Below are 20,932 nucleotides of genomic sequence, written 5' to 3'. Positions count from 1 at the left end.
CAGAGATCCGTTTGAGGCGGAAAAATTCGAGCGCTATTCTAAACCGGCTGCGGGTGGAACCAGAGTACACGTTGCGACCCCGCGACGTACTCTTGTCCCCGCGCAGTTTAGCATTCGCGCTTTGCAGCAGTCTGCCGTCTGCGCCCCGGCGGGCGAACTGGCCCATCGGAGCGCACCGCGACAGCAAAAAAAACGGAGCCTCGAAAGGCTCCGTTCATGGCCTGGCCGCGCCGCGCAGACCCGTGGGCCGCAGCGGCGCGCCAACGCGCTCAACCCTGCGAGTTCTGCTGCTGGGCTTGTTGCAGGCCGCGCTTGATCCACGCGCCGAGGTTGTGCGGACGCACCGTGTCCCACTCCTCGAACGGCTGGTGAATCCAGGGATTCGTCGGCAGATGCTGGACGAAATAGTCCGGCTTCACCTTCGAGCAGCCCTTGTACCAGAGCACCGCCGAGCGCACGCCGGTCACCGCCGGATAACGCTCCTTCAGGTGATCCTGCACGCGCGCGAGCGTGACGCCCGAGTCGACGAGGTCGTCGACCAGCAGCACGTTGCCTTCGAGGTGACCGCGCGTCATCGTGATGTACTGCGCGATGTCGAGGTCGCCCTGCTCCGTGCCCGCTGCTTCGCGGTACGAGCTGGTCGCGAGAATCGCCAGCGGCAGATCGTAGATGCGCGAGAGCTGGTCGCCCACGCGCAGGCCGCCGCGCGCGAGACACAGGATCTGATCGAATTTCCAGCGCGATTCATGCACCTGAAGCGCGAGCATTTCGATCAGCCGGTGGTATTCGTCCCAGCCGACCCACAGGTTCTTGTCGTCGTTGCGCGGGTCCATCATTTGAATCATTTTTGCTTCTACCTTCTTGCCACTTAGACCTTGAACGGATGACGCAGCAGGATCGTTTCGTCGCGATCCGGGCCGGTCGAGACCATGTCGATCGGCACGCCGGCGACTTCCTGCACACGCTTCAGGTATGCCTGCGCGCTCTGCGGCAGCGCATCGAACTGCGTGATGCCGATGGTGCTTTCCTTCCAGCCCGCGAAGGTCTCGTAGACCGGCTCGCAAGCCGCCACTTGCGAGGCGCCGCGCGGCAGAATGTCCACGTCCTGGCCGTCGACCTTGTAGCCGACGCAGAGCTTCACTTCTTCGAGGCCGTCGAGCACGTCGAGCTTGGTGATGCACAGGCCCGTCACACCGTTGATCTGGATCGAGCGGCGCAGCGCAGCGGCGTCGAGCCAGCCGGTGCGGCGCGGACGGCCCGTGACCGAACCGAATTCCTTGCCGACCTTCGCGAGCGTGAGGCCCACTTCTTCCTGGCGGTCAGCGTTGTCGGCGTCATACAGTTCGCTCGGGAACGGACCCGAACCGACGCGCGTGCAGTACGCTTTGGTGATGCCGAGCACGTAGTTGAGCTTTTGCGGACCCACGCCCGCGCCTGCCGAAGCCGCACCTGCGACGCAGTTGCTCGACGTGACGAACGGATAGGTGCCGTGGTCGATGTCGAGCAGCGTGCCTTGCGCGCCTTCGAACAGCAGGTTGCTGCCTTCGTTGTTCACGTCGTACAGACGACGCGAAACGTCCGTGACCATCGGCTTCAGGCGTTCGGCGTACGACAGCATCGTGTCGAGCGTCTGCTGATAGTCCACGGCCGGCGCGCCCAGGTACTGGGTGAGCACGAAGTTGTGGTAGTCGAGGTTCTCGCGCAGGCGCGCGGCGAACGTTTCCGGCTCGAACAGATCCTGCACGCGCAGACCGCGGCGCGCGACCTTGTCCTCGTACGCCGGGCCGATGCCACGGCCGGTCGTGCCGATCTTCGCGGCGCCGCGCTTGGCTTCGCGCGCCTGGTCGATGGCAATGTGGTACGGGAGGATGAGCGTGGTGGCTTCGGAGATGAAGAGGCGCTTCTGAACGTCGATGCCCGCTTCTTCCAGCTCGCCGATTTCCTTGAACAGGGCTTCGGGCGACAGCACCACGCCGTTGCCGATGTAGCAGGCGACGCCGGCGCGCATGATGCCCGACGGGATCAGTCGGAGAATGGTCTTCTTACCGCCGATGATGAGAGTGTGGCCGGCGTTGTGACCGCCCTGGAAACGCACCACGCCTTGCGCGTGGTCCGTCAGCCAGTCGACGATCTTGCCCTTGCCTTCATCGCCCCATTGGGTGCCCACGACGACGACGTTGCGTCCCGGGGTTACATTCACTGCGCTGGCAGACATGGTGTTTCGTTAGCTGGTTAAAAACGTATTCTACCTGGGTTCGGCGACAAGACCGCCTTTTTTTCCCGAAATTCCAGGAATTTCCTTTTGCACTCAACGGCATGCGCTGCGAGACGCCCTGCCCGGCGCGTGCGCCGGGCGTGGTTCGATGCCCGCTTTGTGGCCGTTTTGTGTCCGGCGTACGCCCGCTTATGCGCGCGCTTCGACCACCCACACGCCGTCGCGCTCGACCAGCGTGCGGTCGCAGGCGAACTCGTCCATGTCGTGATCGTGACCCGGCAGCGCCTGGATGACGACTTCGCCCGCGTCGCGCAGGGCCGCGACGGCGGCGCGCAGCGCCTCGTCGTGCTTCCACGGCGCGAGGATCGCGCTGCTGCGCGCTTCGACCGGCGAAATCCGCGCCACTTCGCGCAGATCGAGCGAGAAACCCGTTGCCGCGCGGGCGCGGCCATAGGCCTCGCCGACCTTGTCGTAACGGCCGCCGCGCGCAACTGCGTTCGGCACGCCGTCGACGTAAGCCGAGAACATCACGCCGCTGTGATACGCGTAACCGCCCAGATCGGCGAGATCGACCGCCAGTTCCGCACCCTCGATCTTGCCGACGAGGAACGCCAGGTCGTCGAGCGCGCGCGCGATGCCGGGCAGCGCCGGCAGACGCTTGCGGGCTTCGTCGATCACGCTCGCGTCGCCGTACAGCGTCGGCAGCGCGCGCAGTGCGTCGCGCGTGACCGGCGCGAGGTTCGCCGTGAGTTCGGCCAGACGCGGCACGTCCTTTCCTGCGAGCGCTTCATACAAAGCGTCGCCGAGCGCGGCGGCCGCGGGATCGGCTTCGAAGATCGCCGCGAGCACGCCCGCGTGCGAGAGGTCGAGGCGCACCTGCGTGAGACCCGCGAGGCGCAGCGCGTCGAGCATCAGCTGCTGGATTTCGAGGTCGGCTTCGAGGCCGGCGTGGCCGTAGATTTCAGCGCCGATCTGGATCTGCTCGCGTGTGGCGTGCAGACCGCGCGGCAGCGTGTGCAGCACGTTGCCCGCGTAGCACAGGCGCGTCACACCCTGACGGTTCAGCAGATGCGCGTCGATGCGCGCGACCTGCGGCGTCATGTCGGCGCGCAGGCCGAGCGTGCGGCCCGAGAGTTGGTCGACGAGCTTGAAGGTGCGCAGATTCAGATCGCGCCCGCTGCCGACGAGCAGCGACTCGAGGTATTCGAGCAGCGGCGGCATGACCATTTCGTAGCCATAGGCGCGGAAGCGGTCCAGCAGGCGGCGGCGCAGTTCTTCGATCTTGCGCGCCTCGGACGGCAGCACGTCGGCGATATTCTCGGGAAGTAACCAGGTCGACATCGGTGAGTCCTACGACAAAAAGGGCCACGCAGGCCGGCGGCGCGCGCGAACGCGCGCCTCACTCGGGCCATGAACGGACCGGACGATAGAAACGGCGCGCCCCTCGCGGCACGCGCCTTGAATTCAGGTGGCAAGCATCAGCAGCACGAGGCCGAGCGCCATCACGATCAATCCGCCGATCCTGATGTGATGCGGCGGCCGTTCCGCAATTCTACGAAATGTGTCGCGCCACGCCGTCGGAAAGACGAACGGGAACATGCCCTCGATAATCAGCATCAGTGCGATCGCGAGCAACAGGGAACCGGCTATGTCCATGCGGGAAATAGCGCCGCGCACACGCGCGGCGCCCGTGTCTCAATTTAGTGTTTGCGCGGCGCGGCGGGAGCCTGCGGCGCGTCTCCGTTCGGACTGCGCATGAAGCGGAAGAAGTCGCTCGACGAGTCGACCACGACCACGTCGCCCGGCTTGAAGCTCGCGCGGTACGCCTGCATGCTCTGGTAGAAGCGATAGAAGTCCGGGTCGCGGCCGTAGGCCTGCGCAGCGATCGCGGCGGCCTTGCCGTCGCCTTCGCCCTTGATGGCCTGCGCCTGGCTGTACGCGTCGGCGACCGCGGCCTGCTGCTTGCGCTCGGCGTCGTCCTTGATCTGCTGCGCTTCGGCGGCGCCCTTCGCGCGCTGGTCGGCCGCGGCCTGCTCGCGCGCGGCGCTCATGCGCTTGTAGACGCCATTGGCGACTTCCGCCGGATAGTCGATGCGCGTGAGCTCGATATCGACCACGTCGATGCCGAGCGGCGCGGCGGCCGTCTTGAGTTCGTCGCGCGCGGCGTGGGCGATGGCTTCCTGTTGCTGGAGCGCGTCGGACAGCGAAACCTTCGAGAAGGCGTCGCCGAGTGCGTCGCGCGACAGCGAAGCGAGCCGGTCGGCAAGCGTCTGCGCGTCGCCCTTGGTGGCGGCGAACAGCTTGAGCGGATCGGCCACGCGATAGCGCACGATCGGATTGACGAGCAATTCTGACTTGTCCGACGTCGTGTAGCGATCGGCGTCAGGCGCGTCGAATGCCTGAATGCGGGTATCGATGAACGTCGCGGTCTGGAACGGCGGCGGCAGCTTCACGTGCAGGCCCGGCTCCGCGAGCGTGGCCTTCGAGCCGCCCGACGAGGACAGCACGGCCACGTGACGCGGATCGACGACGAACACCGACGACGAAGCCAGCAGCACCACCACCACGAAGGCGACGACGAACGCAATGATCTTGTTCATATCGGCGCTCCGTTATTGCACGTCGTCTTCGCGGCCGCGCGAACGCAGGGCGTCGCGCGAACGGAAGGCATCGCTGGCCGCTTGCGCGGCGTCGCTGGCCGAAGGTGCGGGCGCCGCGCTCTGCTGGGCGCCTTGCGGTGCGCTCGGCGGCTGCGCGCCCTGCGACTGCGTGTCGCTGCTCGTGGCCGGCGCGGCGGCGCCGTTCGCATCGGGTGCCGAGGCGGCATTCGGCGCCGTGACCGCGGGCGCGGACGACGCACCCGCCGCTGCGGCGGCACGCTGACGCGTCGCTTCGACGAGCTTGTCGAGCGGCAAATAGATCACGTTGTTGCCCGACTTGCTGTCGACGAACACCTTCGTCGCATTCGAGTAGATCTGTTGCATCGTGTCCAGGTACATGCGCTCGCGAATCACGGCCGGCGCCTTCGCGTATTGCTCGTAGACGCTGTTGAAACGCTGGGCGTCGCCCTGCGCCTGCGCGACCACGCGGTCGCTGTAGGCCTTGGCGTCGTCGATCAGACGCGCGCCGTCGGCTTGCGCACGCGGCAGCAGTTGATCGGCGTAAGCCTGGGCGTCGCGCTTCGCACGCTCGCGGTCCTGATGCGCCTTCGCTTCGTCGTCGAACGCGGCCTGCACCTGGTCGGGTGCGGTGACGCTCTGGATCGTCACGCCCGTCACGCCGAGACCGGTTTTGTATTCGTCGAGCGCGTGTTGAATGGTGTCGGCCAGTTGCGCGCGGATCGGCTCGCGGTCGGCGTAAAGCAGATCGTTGGTGCTACGCGCGCCCACCACCGTGCGCACCGCCGCCTGCGCGGCCTGGCTCACGGTCAGATCGGGATCGGCGCTGCGGAACAGGTAGTCGGTCGGCTGCTTGACCTGGTATTGCACGGTGAAGCGCACGTCGAGGATGTCGCCGTCGTGCGTGAGCACCGAGGCGTCCTTCACGTTCGACGGACGCACGAGATTATTGCGGCCGATCTCGACGCTGCGGATCTGGCCGACGTTGACGATTTCATGCGTCTGGAACGGGAACGGCAGGCGCCAGTGCACGCCCTGACCCACCGTGTGGCGATACTGGCCGAATTGCAGCACGACGCCGGCCTGGCCGTCCTGGACCACGAACACGCCGCTGCCCACGTAGATGGCGATCAGCACGCCGAGCACGATGCCCACGCCAATGCGCGCGCCGTGACCGTTGTCCGGGCGCGGACCGATGCCGCCGGGGCCCTTGCCCTTCTTGCCGAACAGCGACGACAGACGGCGATTGAAATCACGCCACATTTCGTCGAGGTCGGGCGGGCCGTCGCCCTTGCCGCCACCGTTGTTGCCGTTATTGCCCGACGGGCGCCGGGTGTCTTCCGTGCGCTGGCCATTGCCTTCGCCACGGCCCCAACGCGGGTCGTTCAGCGAGAAAATGGCGCGGGGGCGCTGCCAGCCAGTCCGCTTGTTGTAATCGTTCACCTGAGTTCGTTCACCAGAGTAGACAGCGGGTCATGTGCGTGGGAGAAACCGCCGGGCGCCGCACGGGCGCCCCACGGACCGCTCAGCGGCCGTGCTCGGCTTCTCTGCTGGGTTCGTGCGGCAGCGCATTCCAGTCGGCTGCGGCCGGGGGCTGCGACGCCTCGGCAAGCGAATCGGCGGTCGCGATTTCGGCGATGGCGGCGCGCAGCGCATCCAGTCCGACGCCCGTGCGCGCGCTCAAAAAGACGCGCGAAATATTACCATACTCGTCCCGCTCGACCGTCCCGCCTCGCGCCGCCAGTTCGGGCACGGCGTCGATCTTGTTGAACACCAGCACCTGGCGGATCGTGTCGGCGCCGATCTCGTGCAGCACCTCGTTGACCTGATCGATCTGATCGAGACGCACCGCGCTCGAAGCGTCCACCACGTGCAGCAGCAGATCGGCCTGCACGGTTTCCTGCAGCGTCGCGCGGAACGCGGCCACCAGTTGGTGAGGCAGTTCGCGGATGAAACCCACGGTGTCGGACAGCACGATCTGACCCACTTCGTCGCCGAGCCAGACGCGCCGCGAGGTCGTATCGAGCGTCGCAAACAGCTGGTCGGCCGCGTAGGCCTGCGCCTTCGTGAGCGCATTGAACAGCGTGGACTTGCCCGCGTTCGTATAGCCGACGAGCGACACGCTCATCGTGCGCGTGCGTTCGCGCTGACGCCGCTGCGTGCCGTGTTGACGGCGCAGTTTGGCGAGCTTGCCCTGCAGCATCTTGATGCGTTCGCCGATCAGCCGGCGGTCGGTTTCGAGCTGCGTTTCACCCGGCCCGCGCAGACCGATACCGCCCTTCTGGCGCTCAAGGTGAGTCCAGGCGCGCACGAGGCGCGTGGCGAGATACTGGAGCTGGGCGAGTTCGACCTGCAGCTTGCCTTCGTGGCTGCGGGCGCGCTGCGCGAAGATGTCGAGGATGAGGCTCGTGCGATCGATCACGCGGCGGCCGAGTGCGCGCTCCAGATTACGTTGCTGGGCGGGCGACAGCGCGTGATTGAAGATGACGATTTCGATGTCGTTCGCTTCACAGGCGAGACGCAGTTCCTCGGCCTTGCCGCTGCCGATGAACATGGCGGCGTCGGGGCTGGAGCGACGCCCGGTGAGCGTGACAGCAGGATGGGCGCCCGCGCTTTTGGCGAGCAGGCTGAGTTCTTCGAGGCTGGCTTCGAAGTCGGTCTTGCCGAAGTCGATGCCGACAAGTGCGGCGTTGATCAAATTAGCTGATGTCAAAATGGAAACGGCCGGTCCGGATCGCCAGCGAGGCGCCCCGGACCGGCCGCGTCATAGGTCAGGACGCTTCCGAATCCGGGTGGAAGTTCACCGGACGGGCCGGGACCACCGTGGAAATGGCGTGCTTGTAAACCATTTGCGTAACCGTATTACGGAGCAACACGACGTACTGGTCGAACGATTCAATGTTCCCTTGAAGCTTGATGCCGTTGACCAGATAGATCGAAACAGGCACGTGCTCCTTGCGCAGCGCGTTCAGAAACGGGTCTTGTAACAGTTGCCCTTTGTTGCTCATAGCAAACTCCGTATTTTTTTGCAGGTTTAACTTAAATTGGCGGCGAAGAAAAAGAGATCCGCCGCCAATCGCTACACTATAGCTGATTCTCGTTCTGCCGCGACTGTACTGGCCGTCCGGCCAGGGCGGTGAACGACCAGGTTAAGCGCGGTAGCGAACGGAGCTCAACTCTTGTCAGTGTAGGGATTCGTCGAGGAACGAAACTCTATGCGCAATGGAGTCCCCGTCAGCGAGAAAGTTTCCCGGAAACGGTTTTCCAGATAGCGTTTGTAAGTATCGGTAATCGCATCGAGCGCATTGCCGTGGATCACGATGATCGGCGGGTTCTGGCCCCCCTGGTGCGCGTAGCGCAGTTTCGGGCGAACCGGACCGCGGCGGCGCGGCTGCTGGAACTCCACCGCTTCGATCAGCGCGCGCGTGAGGCGCGGCGTCGGCAGCTTGGCCATCGCGGCGGCGTAGGCGTCGTCCACCGAACGCATGAGCGCGCCAATGCCGAATTTTTCCGTCGCCGAAATGAAGTGCATCTTGGCGAAATCGAGGAACTTCAGCTTGCGTTGCAGGTGATGCTTGGTGCGGTCGCGCGCGTGGTCGTCCATGCCGTCCCACTTGTTCACGCCCACCACCAGCGCACGGCCCTGCTCGACCACGAAGCCCGCGATATGCGCGTCCTGGTCGGAGATTTCCTGATGCGCGTCGAGCAGCAGGATCACCACGTTGGCGTCGGCGATCGACTGCAGCGTCTTCACGACCGAGAACTTCTCGATAGCCTCGAACACCTTGCCGCGGCGGCGCAAACCGGCCGTATCGATGAGCGTGTACTTCTTGCCGTTACGCTCGAAATCCACATAGATCGAATCGCGCGTCGTGCCCGGCATGTCGAAGGCGATCACGCGATCTTCGCCGATCAGCGTGTTCACGAGCGTCGACTTGCCGACGTTCGGACGGCCGACGATGGCGATCTTGACGCCGTGCTTGCTCGCGTCGTCCTCGTCTTCTTCGGGGCGATCGGTGTAGGCCTGATCGAGCGCCTCGTTGATCATTTCCGTCACGCCGTCGCCGTGCGCGGCCGAAATCGCGCGCGGGTCGCCGAGGCCGAGTTCGTAAAAGTCGGCGGCCACGGCACTGTATTTCATGCCTTCGGCCTTATTGACCACGAGGAAGATCGGACGACCGGTCTTGCGCAGGTAATCGGCGATGTGCTTGTCCTGCGGCGCGAGGCCGTTGCGGCCGTCGCAGATGAACACGACGATGTCGGCTTCTTCCACGGCCTGACGCGTCTGGCGCGCCATTTCATGCAGGATGCCGTCCTTCGCCACGGGCTCGAAACCGCCGGTGTCGACAACCAGATACGCGCGATCGCCCACTCGCCCCTCGCCGTAATGGCGGTCGCGCGTGAGACCGGGCAAATCGGCCACCAGCGCATCGCGCGAACGCGTGAGCCGGTTGAAGAGCGTGGATTTCCCCACATTGGGGCGCCCGACGAGGGCGATAACGGGTTTCATCTGATCTTTTCTACAGTAAGGCGCGGCGCCGGAACGTCCGGCCCGCTGCGCGGCAAGCGCCTGCAAGGTAGCCCGCAGGGCTGCATCAGTTGCAAATTATCACGAAATGGGCACCGGGCCCGACGCTCGCGGCCATTGACCGGTCGTCGGCACCCGGCATGCGCCGCATGAAGCTTCGGGCGGCCCGGATCGACTTTCTTCTTCGGCCTCGCAGTCCGACCCGGCACACCGGCCCGGCGCTCAGAAGCGTTCGCCGGGTCCAGCAGCCGGGCCCGGACTGCGCGCGACGCGCGTGGCGTCATGCGGGGCCGTGCCGACATGCGCGCGGCCGGCGTGTGCCGGCCCGCTCGACGGCGCGCCGAATCATTCCCGGACGCCGTCTTCATTTCCGCATGTGGCGCTGTGACGCACCAAATGCAAGAGGCCGCACCCCGCAGGGGCGGCCCCTTCAGTGCGGCCGGCGACGCGCGCCGGTCGCCTTGATTCGCTTAACGCGGACGCAGACCGTAGAGGTCGCCGTCCTTCGTTTGCACGACGAGCGTGTTGCCCGCGAGCACCGGAGCGGCAACGATCGGGCTGCCGTCGGTCTTCACGCGCGAGACGAAGCTGCCGTCGTCGAGCGAGAGGAAGTGCACGTAGCCTTGATAGTCGCCCACCACGACCGCGTGGCCCAGCAGTGCCGGGACGCTGACGTCGCGATTCTTGAGCTTGTCGGTGGTCCACGACTGCGCGCCGGTCGACACGCTGTACGCCTTCACGACCGACCAGTCGTCGCCGCCGACCACGGTGGCGTCGTCCTGAGCGATACCGCTCGTGCTCGAGAACGCCTTCTCCCACATCGCACGGCCCGAGTTGGCGTCGAAGCAGCCGAGCTGACCCTGGAAGGTCACCGCGCAGGTCGTGGCGCCGACGAGCGTGGGCGGACCGCTCACGTCGTTGATACGCTCGACTTCGGTCACGCCCTTCGGATACGACACCGGCGTTTCCCAGAAGGCGTCGCCGCTTTGCAGGTTGATCGCCGCGAACGCGCCGCCCGGGAAGCCCGCGAGCACCGCCTGGTCACCCGCGAAGGTCATGCCGGCCGAAACGCGCAGGTTCAGCGGCACCGCGCGGTTGCGATAGAGCCACTTCTGCTCGCCCGTCTGCGCATTGAACGCGACGATCTGGCCGTCGATCGTACGCACGATCACGAGACCGTTGCCGACCAGCGGCGGCGAGATGATTTCGCCCGGCGCCTTGGCTTGCCACGAGAGCTTGCCGTTCGAGTCGAGCACGTAGACTTCGCCCTTCAGGCCGCCGACGGCCGTCAGGTTGCCGTCGCTGCCGACGCCCGCCGAAATGTCGTCCTTGAGCTTCGTGCTCCAGACTTCCTTGCCGGAAGCGGCGTCGATCTTCTTGACCGAACCGTTGGCGCCAGCGGCATAGACCGCGTCGCCGACGGCGACCGGCGAGAACAGGTAGCGGCCGGCCTTGCCGACGCTCGCCTTCCACACCTGCTGGACGTCCAGCACCGGCTTGAACTCGGTCAGCGGCACCGGCACGCGGCGCTCGTCCTTCGTCGATGAGCAGGCCGCCAGAGCAAGGACGGTCATCGCGCAGGCGACGGGCACAACGGTTCGTTTCAGCAGATTCATCGGTGAACGAAGCATCAAAGGAGTTGAGTTGATTTGTTGAATCGATTCGCGGGCGGCGCACGCGGTGCGTCACGCCCGCCGCTTGCTTAGCCGCCCAGCGCGTCGAGCTTGAACTGGATCAGTTGACGCTCGGACGCATCGGTCTTCGGCAGGGTGTCGAGCGCGAGCTTGTACGAGGCGCGCGCGTCGTCGCGCTTGCCCGCTGCCGCGAGCAGGTCGCCACGGCCGTCGGCGACGACGCCCTTGAACGGACCCGCATCCGGCTGCGGAATCAGGGCGAGGCCCTGATCGTAGGCCTTTTCGTCGAGCAGCAGCGAAGCGAGACGCAGCTTCGCGACCTGGCGGAATTCCTCGTCCTTCGCATGGTCGGCGGCCCACTGCAGCTGCGCCTTCGCGCCAGCCGTGTCGCCCGCCATATAGAGCGCCTTCGCCACCGCGAGCGCCGACATCTGCGCATACGCGGTGCCGCCGAAGCGGTCTTCCATATCGCTCGCGACGCGCGTGATGAGCGCCTTGTCGCTGCCGTTGACGGCCTGCTGGACCTGGTCGTACAGCACGGCGGCCTCGGCCGCCTGGCGGCGCTGCCAGAAGTTCCAGCCGTTCCACGCGGCGAGCGCGAGCAGTACGATCAGCACGACCCACGTAGCGGCGTTACCCCACTGCGTCCACCATGCCTTGAAACTCTCGATCGATTCCTGTTCGTCGTGGTAACTCATCGCGTCGCGATTCCTCGTTTTTTCTGAAGCCTGTTAGGGGGCGCGCCACCGCATTTCGCGCCGTTTTTTCAGGCGTTTCGTGCAGCGCGGACACGCCGCCAGTCTTGATCCAATCTTGATTCGAGCGTCGCGATCAGTCGTCGCCGTCTTCGGCGGATGCAACCATCGCATTGATCAGATATTCGGTCAAGTCCTCAAGCGCTACCGTTTGTTGCTCATTGCGGGCATCGGCGGCGACGCCGCGCAGCGGTTTCACACCCGCCACGCCCTTCGCCACTTCGTCCTCGCCGAGCACCACGGCGAACGCCGCGCCGCTTGCGTCGGCACGCTTCATCTGCGACTTGAAGCTCGCCGCCTGACCGTCCGCGCTGCAATGCAGGATGACGTCGAGGCCCGTGTCGCGCAGACGTTCCGCGACGATGAAAGCCTGATCGCGCGCCGCTTCGCCCTGATGCACGACGTAGACATCGCAACCTTCCGCTTCCGGCACGAGGTCTTCTTCCTTGAGCAATTCGAGAATGCGCTCGATGCCCATCGCCCAGCCGCAGGCCGCCGTGGGCTTGCCGCCAAGCTGCTCGATCAGCGGGTCATAACGACCGCCGGCCGCGACGGTACCCTGCGCGCCGAGCTTGTCGGTGATCCACTCGAACACGGTCAGATTGTAATAATCGAGACCACGCACGAGACGCGGATTGATCTTGAACGGAATGTTGTTCGACTTGAGGATGCGTTGCAGACCCTCGAAGTGCGCGCGCGAATGCTCGCCGAGGAAGTCGATCAGCTTCGGCGCGTTGTCCGCGACTTCCTGCAGCGCGGGATTCTTGGTGTCGAGCACGCGCAGCGGGTTCGTATACAGGCGGCGCTTGCCGTCTTCGTCGAGCAGGTCGACGTGCTGCTCCAGATACTTGATGAGCTCGACGCGATGCGCCGCGCGCTCCTCCGCCAGACCCAGCGAGTTGATCTCAAGCTTGATACCGGTCAAACCGAGATCGTCCCAGAGACGCTGGCACATCAGGATGATTTCCGCGTCCGCGTCCGGGCCCGAGAAGCCGAGGGCTTCCACGCCGACCTGGTGGAACTGGCGATAACGGCCGCGCTGCGGGCGCTCGTGACGGAACATCGGACCGACGTACCAGAGACGCTTCGGGCCGTCGTAGAGCATGTTGTGCTCGATCGACGCACGCACGACCGCCGCCGTGTTTTCGGGGCGCAGCGTGAGATGCTCGCCGTTCAGCGAGTCGGTGAAGCTGTACATCTCTTTTTCGACGATGTCGGTCACTTCACCGATACCGCGCGTAAAGAGCTGCGTGTGCTCGACGATCGGCGTACGGATATTTTGATAGCCGTACGAACGGAGCATGGACTTCACGGTGGTTTCGAAGAAGTCCCACAGCGCGGCGTCCTGCGGCAGGATGTCGTTCATGCCCTTCACGCCGGTCAGCTTTTCGGGCTTTCTTTTCTGTTCGCTCATGGTGTTGCGATTGACGATGTTCGGTTGTGCTTGGCAGTCGGTTCGCTCGGTGGCTCGGGGCTCATCGAGTGGAAACTCGTGAGACGCTGAGCGCGGCGCGGTCTGGCGCGCGCCCGCGAGGGGCGCGCCGCGATGCTGAATCTGCCCTTAGTGGGCCGCTTCCTGGGTCGCTTGTTCGGCCTTGCCGTACTTGCGCGCGACGTAGTCGCTGACGATCTGCTGGAACTCTTCGGCGATGCGCTCGCCGCGCAGCGTCTTGACCTTTTCGCCGTCGATGAAAACCGGCGCGGCCGGGTTCTCGCCCGAGCCCGGCAGGCTGATGCCGATGTTCGCGTGCTTCGACTCGCCCGGACCGTTGACGATGCAACCCATGACCGCGACGTTCATGGTCTCGACGCCCGGGAACTCGTCGCGCCAGATCGGCATCTGCGCACGCAGATAGCCCTGGATCTGCGACGCCAGTTCCTGGAACAGCGTGCTGGTCGTGCGGCCGCAACCCGGGCACGCGATGACCATCGGCGTGAACGAGCGCAGGCCCATCGTTTGCAGGATTTCCTGGCCGACCACGACTTCGCCCGTGCGCGATCCGCCCGGTTCCGGCGTGAGCGAGATGCGGATGGTGTCGCCGATGCCCTGTTGCAGCAGCACCGACAGCGCCGCCGTCGAAGCGACGATGCCCTTCGAGCCCATGCCCGCTTCCGTGAGGCCCAGGTGCAGCGCGAAATCGCAACGCTTCGCGAGCTGCTGGTACACGGCGATCAGATCCTGCACGCCGCTGACCTTGCACGACAGGATGATCTTGTCGCGGCCGAGGCCGAGTTCGACCGCACGTTCCGCCGAGCCGATGGCCGACTGGATCAGCGCTTCGTACATCACGCTTTGCGCTTCCCACGGCACGCTGCGCGCCGCGTTTTCGTCCATCATGCGCGCGAGCAGGTCCTGATCCAGGCTGCCCCAGTTCACGCCGATACGCACCGGCTTGTCGTACTTGATGGCCGCTTCGATCATCTGCGCGTACTGCGTGTCGCGCTTCGCGCCCTGACCCACGTTGCCCGGGTTGATCCGGTACTTCGAGAGCGCTTCCGCGCAGGCCGGATGATCGCGCAGCAGCAGGTGGCCGTTGTAGTGGAAGTCGCCGACCAGCGGCACCATCACGCCCATGCGGTCGAGCTGGTCGCGCACGTGCGGCACGGCGGCCGCCGCTTCCGGCGTGTTGACCGTGATGCGCACGAGTTCCGAACCGGCTTGCGCGAGTTCCTTGATCTGGATTGCCGTACCGATCGCGTCAGCGGTGTCGGTATTGGTCATCGACTGCACGCGCACCGGCGCGTCGCCACCGATCGTCACCAGCTGGCCGCCCCAGCGCACGTGCACGGCGTGCGACTTGCGGCGCGGCGCGTGGCCGCCGAGGATCGGCTCGTTGGACACGATCTGACTGTTGCTGGACGAGGATTGCGTTTCGCTCTGCATCGAAAAACCCATTTACACCTCGCGCGCACCGCCGCTGCTCATGCAGCTGCTGCGCCGCGCGAATTGAAAAAGCGTCGCGGCCGGCTTGTCGATACTTCGCCGGCCGCGACGCATGCCATGTCTCTATCAGGGCAGCACGAAGCGCGCGACATTGCCGCGCGACGACGCGTACTTCGCCGCGTCGACCGGCTGACCGTCGATGCTCATCGACTCGATGCCGGCCTTGTTGCCCACTGTAATCTTCATCGGCGCGATGGCGTTGATGTCACGCGAGTCCGCGCCGTGGACCAGACCGGAGAAGACCTCCTTGCCGTCCTTGCCGCGCACGCTGACCCAGGTGTCCTGCGTCACGCGGATCGTGAACGTCGAGGCGTCGCCTGACGCCGCGGCCGCCGACGCGCCCTGCGCGGTCGTTGCCACGGCCGGGGCGCTGGCCGCTGCTGCCGCCGCTTGTGCCACCTGCGCCGCGCTTGCCGCAGCCGTATTCGCTGCCTTCGCCGCCGAAGCGGCGCTAGCCGGCTGCGCCGCTTGCGGCACGCTGGCAGGCGCTTGCGCCACTGCTTGATCGTTGGCCTGAGCGTCGGTCTGAGCGCCGCCCTGCGCCGCCTGATCGTCGGCCTGCGCGCCCGACGCTGCGTCGTCGCCATTCGCGGTCGCGCCTTCGGCCACCGTGGCCGACGAGGCACCCGACGACGCGCTCACGCCGTTAGCCATCGACTTGATGCGTGCGAACCACGCCGACGATTCACCGCTATTCGTATGCCACATCGAGAGCGCGATGACCGCGATCACGATGATGCCGAGGCCCCACAGCCACGACGCGCGCCGACGCGGCGCACGCGCCCCGCCGCCTCCGAGCGACAGCGACACGCGCCCGCGCGGCAGATCGGCGCCGGCCGAAGCGGGCATCGACAAATCCTGTTCCGGCACGCCGCGCTCGCGGCGCAGCGCCTGGGTGAGCGGCGCGGGATCCGCGCCGAGCAGCTTCGCGTAGGCGCGCACGACGCCGACCGCGAACGTGGTGTCCGGCAGATGGCTGATGTCGCCCGCTTCCAGTTCGCGCAGCTTCGACACGGCCACTTTCAGGCGCGCCGAGACGTCTTCGATCGACCAGCCCTTCGCCTCGCGCAGCTGCGCGAGACGCGCACCCACCGCGCCCAGCGTGTCCGGCACGGCCTGCACCGGCGACGGCGCACCGTCCTGCGCGGTACGGCCTGCGTGCGTCTCTGTCCCGTCTGTCCCGAAGGGGTGCTGCGGCTCGCTCATCCCAAAGTCCTTGCGTCGATTCTTTTCAATCCCGGAACCGGCGGGCGCCACGCGCCCGGCCCCGATTCGCAGACCGTTTTATAACAAAATGCGCGGCCTCTGTGCCGCTTCCGATCGCTTCTGCAACGTTTCTTGTCAAACTCGCCGATGCCCCGCTTACCCCCCGCGCGAGCGCTCCGGCGTTGCCGCCAGGCCCGGGCCTCACCGGCCCGCGCCGCCGTCCTCAATGCTGCACGGGACGGACTTCGATGATCTTCTGTCCGGCGCGCTGGGTGCGCTCCGCCAGACGCGTGCGGTCCTTCACCTCGCCGGCGAGCTGGCCGCAGGCCGCGTCGATGTCGTCGCCGCGCGTCTTGCGCACGGTGGTGACCACGCCCGCGTCCATCAGAATCTGCGCGAAACGCTTGATCTGCTCGTTCTTCGAACGGAGCAAACCCGATTCCGGGAACGGATTGAACGGGATCAGATTGAACTTGCACGGCACGTCACGCGTGACGGCGAGCAACTGGCGTGCGTGCTCCTCCGTATCGTTCACGCCGTCGAGCATGCAGTACTCGAACGTGATGAAGTCGCGCGGCGCCACCTTCAGATAGCGCTGGCACGCCGCCATCAGCTCGCGCAGCGGGTACTTGCGGTTGAGCGGCACGAGTTCGTCGCGCAGCGCGTCGTTGGGCGCGTGCAGCGACACCGCGAGCGCCACCGGCAGATCCGCGCCCAGACGGTCCATCATCGGCACGACGCCGGACGTGGAGAGCGTGACGCGGCGGCGCGACAGGCCGTAGGCGTTGTCGTCGAGCATCAGGCGCATGGCGGGCACGACCGCGTCGTAATTGAGCAGCGGCTCGCCCATGCCCATCATCACCACGTTCGTGATGACGCGTTCGCCCTTGCCTTCACCGCCGTTGGCGCGGCCGCCGGCCTCGCCAAGCAGCGACGCGCGCAGGGCGAATTCCGCCATGCGCAGCTGGCCGATGATCTCGGCGGTGGACAGATTGCGTGAAAAACCTTGCTTGCCGGTCGAACAAAACCGGCAATTGACCGCGCATCCCGCCTGCGAGGACACACACAGCGTGCCGCGCGTTTCTTCGGGGATGAACACGGTTTCGACCGCGTTGCCGTTACCGACGTCCACGAGCCATTTGCGCGTGCCGTCGGAGGAAACGTTGTCGGAAATGATGTCGGGCATGCCGATACATGCGCGCCCTTTCAGCTTCTCGCGCAGCGATTTGGCCAGATCCGTCATGCCGTCGAAGTCGGCGGCATTGTATTGATGGATCCAGCGCTGAAGCTGTTTGGCGCGAAACGGCTTCTCGCCCAGGCTTTCGCAATAAGCGACAAGCCCTTGGGCGTCGAGATCGAGAAGGTTGACGGTGGAACTGCTCGTCATGTCGAATCCTGCCATTTCAGTGCGAGAGCGCGTGCACCGCCGGTTTCGAGAGAACCCGGCACCGGACGGTGGACGTCATCGCCGTTCGCGACCCTATGCTACTTTGGACTACCGCTTACTGCTTAGCGCGAGTAAACGTTGACTTCCGGGAAGAAGAACGCGATTTCAACGCGTGCCGTTTCCGCTGCGTCCGAACCGTGGACTGCGTTCGCATCGATGCTGTCTGCGAAGTCGGCGCGGATCGTGCCCTTTTCCGCCTTCTTCGGGTCCGTTGCGCCCATCAGGTCGCGGTGCTTCAGGATCGCGTTTTCGCCTTCCAGTGCCTGGATGACGACCGGACCCGAGATCATGAACTCGACCAGGTCCTTGAAGAACGGACGCTCAGCGTGAACAGCATAGAACTTCTCTGCGTCGGCGCGCGAGAGTTGGACCATGCGCGAGGCAACGATCTTCAGGCCAGCGTTTTCGAAGCGGCTGTAGATCTGGCCGATCACATTCTTCGCCACTGCGTCCGGCTTGATAATCGACAGGGTGCGTTCGATCGCCATAAAAACTCCAGAAAATTAAGAGGTTACAAGTTCAAATGAATCCGCAATTGTAGCATGTTCCCATGTATGATTGCGATTGAACCCTGATTGCTCCGAAAACTGCACGAATCCGGTGCGAATCAGGTGCAAACGCCGCGCAGCCGGGGCTTTCAGCCAGGCTTAAGAATGGCGGCATACGCTGGTGAAAGATAACGGAAACTGTGTGGCATCCCGTTGAAACTCTGGGCCGTCACACTTATCTTAGGAGGGAGCGCAACGCACATCCGGCGCGCGCCCTCAATGACGTGAACCACGCGTCTCACGCAAGGAGAAAGCATGAACGAGTATCCCTATAACTTCGGCCGCGGCGGCAGCGTCGCCAGCGCCGAGACCCGCAACCGCGTACTGCGCAACACCTACTGGCTGCTCGCGCTCTCGATGGTGCCGACGGTCCTCGGCGCGTGGGTGGGCGTGGCCACGGGCTTCTCGCTTTTCGCCGCCACCAGCCCGGCCATGAGCCTGCTGGCGTTCTTCGCCATCGCATTCGGCTTCATGTTCGCTATCGAGCGCACCAAGGACAGCTCCGTCGGCGTGTTCGTGCTGCTCGGCTTCACGTTCTTCATGGGCCTGATGCTCTCGCGCCTGCTGTCGTTCATCCTCGGCTTCTCGAACGGCCCGTCGCTCATCATGCTCGCATTCGGTGGCACCGGCGTGATTTTCGCGGCCATGGCCACCGTCGCCACGGTCAGCAAGCGCGACTTCTCGGGCCTCGGCAAGTGGCTGTTCATGGGCGTGATCGTGATCCTGCTCGCCGGCGTCGCGAACATCTTCCTGCAACTGCCCGCGCTGATGCTCACCGTGTCCGTGCTGGCCATCGTGATCTTCTCGGCGTACATGCTGTTCGACGTGCAGCGCGTCGTGAACGGCGGCGAGACCAACTACATCTCGGCCACGCTCGCGATCTATCTGGACCTGTACAACGTGTTCACGAACCTGCTCGCGATCCTCGGTATCTTCGGCGGCAACCGCAACTAAGTTGCACCAGGCGGGCCGGACCTGTTCCGGCCCCGTTCTCAGGAGCGGCAGCCAACAAAAAAGCCCATGACCTTTGTCATGGGCTTTTTTTCGTCTGGAGCCAGGGAGCCGAACAGCCCGCTAGCGTCGACCGATCAAAGCGCCAGCCAGTCGAATCCCTCGTCTTGCGTTGCCACCCCGATTTCCGTCGGCGCATTGCCGAGCACCGCAGCCATGGCCGCGCGCGCGAGTTCCGGCGAGTTGTTCTGCTGGCTCAGGTGCGCAGCGATCAGATGGCGCAGCTTCGAACGGTCGAGCGCAGCGAGAATGTCGCCCGCCGCCTCGTTGTTCAAATGCCCGTGCGAACCGCTGATGCGCGCCTTGAGCGACGCCGGATAGCGGCTGCCCGCGAGCATGTCGAGGTCGTGGTTGTATTCGAGCACGAGCGCGTCGCACCCGCTCAGCACCGAATTGATGTGCGGCGTCGATTCGCCGACGTCGGTCAGCACGCCCAGACGGCTCGCGCCATCGCTGAACACGAACTGGAGCGGCTCGCGCGCGTCGTGCGGCACCGTATACGGCAGCACGCCGAGTTCACCGATTTCGACCGTCTCGTCGCCCCAGAGGATATTGAGTTCCACGTTGGCGTCGTCGGCGCCCACGGCTTGCGCCGTGCCCCAGCTCATGTAGAGCGGGATCGACCAGCGGCGCGCCAGCGTGAGGGCGCCGCCGATGTGATCGCTGTGTTCGTGGGTGATGAGGATGGCGCTGAGGCTATCGGCGGCGAGGCCCGCACGGGCGAGCCGCCGCTCCACTTCCTTCGCCGAGAATCCGCAGTCCAGCAGCACGCGCGTGGGCGTCGCGCCGCTGCCTGCTTCTACGACCAGCGCGTTGCCCTCGCTGCCGCTGCCGAGGCTTGCAAAGCGCACGGCGGGATCAGTTCAGCTGCGCGTGCAGCGCGGAGACGATGCGCTGGGCGTCCGACGACGTATCGACCTGACCGCTCTGGTTGAGTACCGCGACCTGGGTGGAGCTGCCGTTCGGGCGCACCGCGATCTGGAACTCCGGACTCTGATTCTGCTTCGCCTTCTTCGGGTTGTAGAAGAGCTTGCCGAACAGGCCGTCGCCCTTCAGTTCCTGCATCGAATCGGCGTAACGGACGTAGTAGATGCCCTTTTCGCGGTCGCGGTTGTCGACCGTGAAGTTGGTGCGGTCGAGCGCGAGGCCCACACGCAGCCACGCCGTATCGAACGCTTCAGGCAGATTGAGCGTCGTGCCGTCCGGGCCCGCCGCGACCTTTACCGCGGCCACCGACGGACGCGCGTCGGTCAGCAGCTGCTTCGATTGCGCGTCGGTCAGACCGAACTTCTGCATGATCTTGGCGAGGAATTCGGCTTCGAGTGCCGGATCGCGCGGACGCTCGACCCACTTCGAACCCGTCTTGTCCTGGCCCGTGAGCATTTCTTCCATCGCGCTGTGCGTGACCGAAATGTCGGTCTGGCCGTCCGGGCCGCGCGACACCAGCGTGCGGAAACGGTCGCGCGTGCCCGACGAGTACGCGAAGTCGATCACACGGCCGATCGTGCGGCGGAACCAGTCGTCGGGAATGTTGGCGCGGTTTTCGGCCCAGTCCGTGGTCATGATGCCGGTGTTCGGCGCGTCGGTGGTCAGCGTGAAGCCGTTGTCGGTCCAGAATTCCTGGAGCTGCGGCCAGACGTCGTCCGGCGTGCGGCCGTCGACCACGAGCCAGCGGCGGTCGCCGTCGCGCTCGACGTGCATGCCGAGCGGATCCTGCGCGCTCGGCACGCCCAGCACGGCGTTGCCCTGCGGCGTGACGGTGCGCTGCGCGGCGCCGCCGAGCGCCACCGTGGGCGGCGGCGCGACGTACTTCTGGTCGCCCGGCGCCGAGGACAGATCCTTCGGCACGGCCAGCGGCGGCGCACTTGCCGTGTCCTTGTAGTTGACGCGATCGGACGCGAACATGTCGTTCAGCGACTCGCAGCCAGCGAGCGAGCCGAGTGCGAGCGCCAGCACCGCCATGCGGGTTGCGTGGAGGGAAAAAGCGGAACGTTTCATGTGGACCTTCGTGATACCAGGAACGCTA

At 65.5% G+C, this 20,932-nt stretch carries 19 protein-coding genes; 1 reads left to right on the top strand and 18 read right to left on the bottom strand.

Going from position 1 to position 20,932, the window contains the following annotated elements; genetic code table 11:
• Positions 1 to 269 precede the first annotated feature (269 nt).
• The 16 genes from LDO54_RS27395 to ndk all read right to left on the bottom strand — a co-directional run bounded on the left by LDO54_RS27395 (position 270) and on the right by ndk (position 17,835).
• A complete protein-coding gene (locus LDO54_RS27395; protein ID WP_065060227.1) occupies positions 270 to 845 on the bottom strand; it encodes a phosphoribosyltransferase in 576 nt (191 codons plus the stop codon).
• Positions 846 to 868: 23 nt separating this feature from the next.
• Positions 869 to 2,215, bottom strand: a complete 1,347-nt coding sequence (locus LDO54_RS27390) for an adenylosuccinate synthase (RefSeq protein WP_224013877.1) — start codon at positions 2,213 to 2,215, stop codon at positions 869 to 871.
• Positions 2,216 to 2,404: 189 nt separating this feature from the next.
• Positions 2,405 to 3,556, bottom strand: coding sequence for an ATP phosphoribosyltransferase regulatory subunit (locus tag LDO54_RS27385; RefSeq protein WP_224013875.1), 1,152 nt, complete (start codon positions 3,554 to 3,556; stop codon positions 2,405 to 2,407).
• A 123-nt stretch (positions 3,557 to 3,679) separates the two neighbouring features.
• Entirely contained in the window at positions 3,680 to 3,871 is a 192-nt protein-coding gene (locus LDO54_RS27380) for a DUF2065 domain-containing protein (protein ID WP_065060230.1), read from the bottom strand.
• 44 nt (positions 3,872 to 3,915) lie between these two features.
• A complete protein-coding gene (gene hflC, locus LDO54_RS27375; RefSeq protein WP_224013873.1) occupies positions 3,916 to 4,815 on the bottom strand; it encodes a protease modulator HflC in 900 nt (299 codons plus the stop codon).
• Positions 4,816 to 4,827: 12 nt separating this feature from the next.
• Positions 4,828 to 6,276 carry an FtsH protease activity modulator HflK gene (gene hflK / locus LDO54_RS27370; RefSeq protein ID WP_224013871.1) on the bottom strand — a complete coding sequence of 483 codons (1,449 nt, stop codon included), beginning with the start codon at positions 6,274 to 6,276 and terminating at the stop codon, positions 4,828 to 4,830.
• An 82-nt stretch (positions 6,277 to 6,358) separates the two neighbouring features.
• Positions 6,359 to 7,531: a GTPase HflX gene (hflX, locus tag LDO54_RS27365; RefSeq protein ID WP_224013869.1), complete on the bottom strand. Its 1,173-nt coding sequence runs from the start codon at positions 7,529 to 7,531 to the stop codon at positions 6,359 to 6,361.
• A 73-nt stretch (positions 7,532 to 7,604) separates the two neighbouring features.
• Entirely contained in the window at positions 7,605 to 7,841 is a 237-nt protein-coding gene (hfq, locus tag LDO54_RS27360) for an RNA chaperone Hfq (protein ID WP_027814901.1), read from the bottom strand.
• Between the two features lie 164 nt (positions 7,842 to 8,005).
• Positions 8,006 to 9,343: a ribosome biogenesis GTPase Der gene (gene der / locus LDO54_RS27355; protein ID WP_065060365.1), complete on the bottom strand. Its 1,338-nt coding sequence runs from the start codon at positions 9,341 to 9,343 to the stop codon at positions 8,006 to 8,008.
• Between the two features lie 488 nt (positions 9,344 to 9,831).
• Positions 9,832 to 10,977, bottom strand: a complete 1,146-nt coding sequence (gene bamB / locus LDO54_RS27350; protein ID WP_224013867.1) for an outer membrane protein assembly factor BamB — start codon at positions 10,975 to 10,977, stop codon at positions 9,832 to 9,834.
• A gap of 86 nt (positions 10,978 to 11,063) precedes the next feature.
• Positions 11,064 to 11,693, bottom strand: a complete 630-nt coding sequence (locus tag LDO54_RS27345; RefSeq protein ID WP_224013865.1) for a tetratricopeptide repeat protein — start codon at positions 11,691 to 11,693, stop codon at positions 11,064 to 11,066.
• 133 nt (positions 11,694 to 11,826) lie between these two features.
• Positions 11,827 to 13,164, bottom strand: coding sequence for a histidine--tRNA ligase (gene hisS / locus LDO54_RS27340; protein ID WP_224013863.1), 1,338 nt, complete (start codon positions 13,162 to 13,164; stop codon positions 11,827 to 11,829).
• A gap of 147 nt (positions 13,165 to 13,311) precedes the next feature.
• Positions 13,312 to 14,646 (bottom strand): flavodoxin-dependent (E)-4-hydroxy-3-methylbut-2-enyl-diphosphate synthase, encoded by a 1,335-nt coding sequence (ispG, locus tag LDO54_RS27335; protein ID WP_224013861.1) that lies wholly within the window; start codon positions 14,644 to 14,646, stop codon positions 13,312 to 13,314.
• 114 nt (positions 14,647 to 14,760) lie between these two features.
• Complete coding sequence (locus tag LDO54_RS27330) at positions 14,761 to 15,900, bottom strand: helix-turn-helix domain-containing protein (RefSeq protein ID WP_224013859.1); 1,140 nt, start codon at positions 15,898 to 15,900, stop codon at positions 14,761 to 14,763.
• 223 nt (positions 15,901 to 16,123) lie between these two features.
• Positions 16,124 to 17,287 carry a 23S rRNA (adenine(2503)-C(2))-methyltransferase RlmN gene (rlmN, locus tag LDO54_RS27325; RefSeq protein ID WP_205997379.1) on the bottom strand — a complete coding sequence of 388 codons (1,164 nt, stop codon included), beginning with the start codon at positions 17,285 to 17,287 and terminating at the stop codon, positions 16,124 to 16,126.
• A gap of 122 nt (positions 17,288 to 17,409) precedes the next feature.
• Complete coding sequence (gene ndk / locus LDO54_RS27320; RefSeq protein ID WP_027814909.1) at positions 17,410 to 17,835, bottom strand: nucleoside-diphosphate kinase; 426 nt, start codon at positions 17,833 to 17,835, stop codon at positions 17,410 to 17,412.
• A gap of 315 nt (positions 17,836 to 18,150) precedes the next feature.
• Here ndk and LDO54_RS27315 point away from each other — a divergent pair, with 315 nt between their 5' ends.
• A complete protein-coding gene (locus LDO54_RS27315) occupies positions 18,151 to 18,849 on the top strand; it encodes a Bax inhibitor-1/YccA family protein (protein ID WP_224013857.1) in 699 nt (232 codons plus the stop codon).
• Positions 18,850 to 18,983: 134 nt separating this feature from the next.
• Here the strand turns inward: LDO54_RS27315 and LDO54_RS27310 are convergent, their stop codons facing one another.
• Positions 18,984 to 19,757 carry an MBL fold metallo-hydrolase gene (locus LDO54_RS27310; RefSeq protein WP_224013855.1) on the bottom strand — a complete coding sequence of 258 codons (774 nt, stop codon included), beginning with the start codon at positions 19,755 to 19,757 and terminating at the stop codon, positions 18,984 to 18,986.
• 7 nt (positions 19,758 to 19,764) lie between these two features.
• Positions 19,765 to 20,904, bottom strand: coding sequence for an outer membrane protein assembly factor BamC (bamC, locus tag LDO54_RS27305; RefSeq protein WP_224013853.1), 1,140 nt, complete (start codon positions 20,902 to 20,904; stop codon positions 19,765 to 19,767).
• Positions 20,905 to 20,932: the final 28 nt, after the last annotated feature.

The organism is Paraburkholderia tropica (assembly GCF_914484835.1).
GTDB lineage: Bacteria > Pseudomonadota > Gammaproteobacteria > Burkholderiales > Burkholderiaceae > Paraburkholderia > Paraburkholderia tropica_A.
Note: the sequence above shows the minus strand (reverse complement) of the source record. Positions and strands in the feature narration are given on the sequence as shown.

What these genes read in the sequence shown, in the direction of transcription:
- LDO54_RS27395 (WP_065060227.1), bottom strand. Translation starts at nt 845, where the DNA reads ATGATTCAAATGATGGACCCGCGCAACGACGACAAGAACCTGTGGGTC.
- LDO54_RS27390 (WP_224013877.1), bottom strand. Translation starts at nt 2,215, where the DNA reads ATGTCTGCCAGCGCAGTGAATGTAACCCCGGGACGCAACGTCGTCGTC.
- LDO54_RS27385 (WP_224013875.1), bottom strand. Translation starts at nt 3,556, where the DNA reads ATGTCGACCTGGTTACTTCCCGAGAATATCGCCGACGTGCTGCCGTCC.
- LDO54_RS27380 (WP_065060230.1), bottom strand. Translation starts at nt 3,871, where the DNA reads ATGGACATAGCCGGTTCCCTGTTGCTCGCGATCGCACTGATGCTGATT.
- hflC (WP_224013873.1), bottom strand. Translation starts at nt 4,815, where the DNA reads ATGAACAAGATCATTGCGTTCGTCGTCGCCTTCGTGGTGGTGGTGCTG.
- hfq (WP_027814901.1), bottom strand. Translation starts at nt 7,841, where the DNA reads ATGAGCAACAAAGGGCAACTGTTACAAGACCCGTTTCTGAACGCGCTG.
- der (WP_065060365.1), bottom strand. Translation starts at nt 9,343, where the DNA reads ATGAAACCCGTTATCGCCCTCGTCGGGCGCCCCAATGTGGGGAAATCC.
- bamB (WP_224013867.1), bottom strand. Translation starts at nt 10,977, where the DNA reads ATGAATCTGCTGAAACGAACCGTTGTGCCCGTCGCCTGCGCGATGACC.
- LDO54_RS27345 (WP_224013865.1), bottom strand. Translation starts at nt 11,693, where the DNA reads ATGAGTTACCACGACGAACAGGAATCGATCGAGAGTTTCAAGGCATGG.
- hisS (WP_224013863.1), bottom strand. Translation starts at nt 13,164, where the DNA reads ATGAGCGAACAGAAAAGAAAGCCCGAAAAGCTGACCGGCGTGAAGGGC.
- ispG (WP_224013861.1), bottom strand. Translation starts at nt 14,646, where the DNA reads ATGGGTTTTTCGATGCAGAGCGAAACGCAATCCTCGTCCAGCAACAGT.
- LDO54_RS27330 (WP_224013859.1), bottom strand. Translation starts at nt 15,900, where the DNA reads ATGAGCGAGCCGCAGCACCCCTTCGGGACAGACGGGACAGAGACGCAC.
- rlmN (WP_205997379.1), bottom strand. Translation starts at nt 17,287, where the DNA reads ATGACGAGCAGTTCCACCGTCAACCTTCTCGATCTCGACGCCCAAGGG.
- ndk (WP_027814909.1), bottom strand. Translation starts at nt 17,835, where the DNA reads ATGGCGATCGAACGCACCCTGTCGATTATCAAGCCGGACGCAGTGGCG.
- LDO54_RS27315 (WP_224013857.1), top strand. Translation starts at nt 18,151, where the DNA reads ATGAACGAGTATCCCTATAACTTCGGCCGCGGCGGCAGCGTCGCCAGC.
- bamC (WP_224013853.1), bottom strand. Translation starts at nt 20,904, where the DNA reads ATGAAACGTTCCGCTTTTTCCCTCCACGCAACCCGCATGGCGGTGCTG.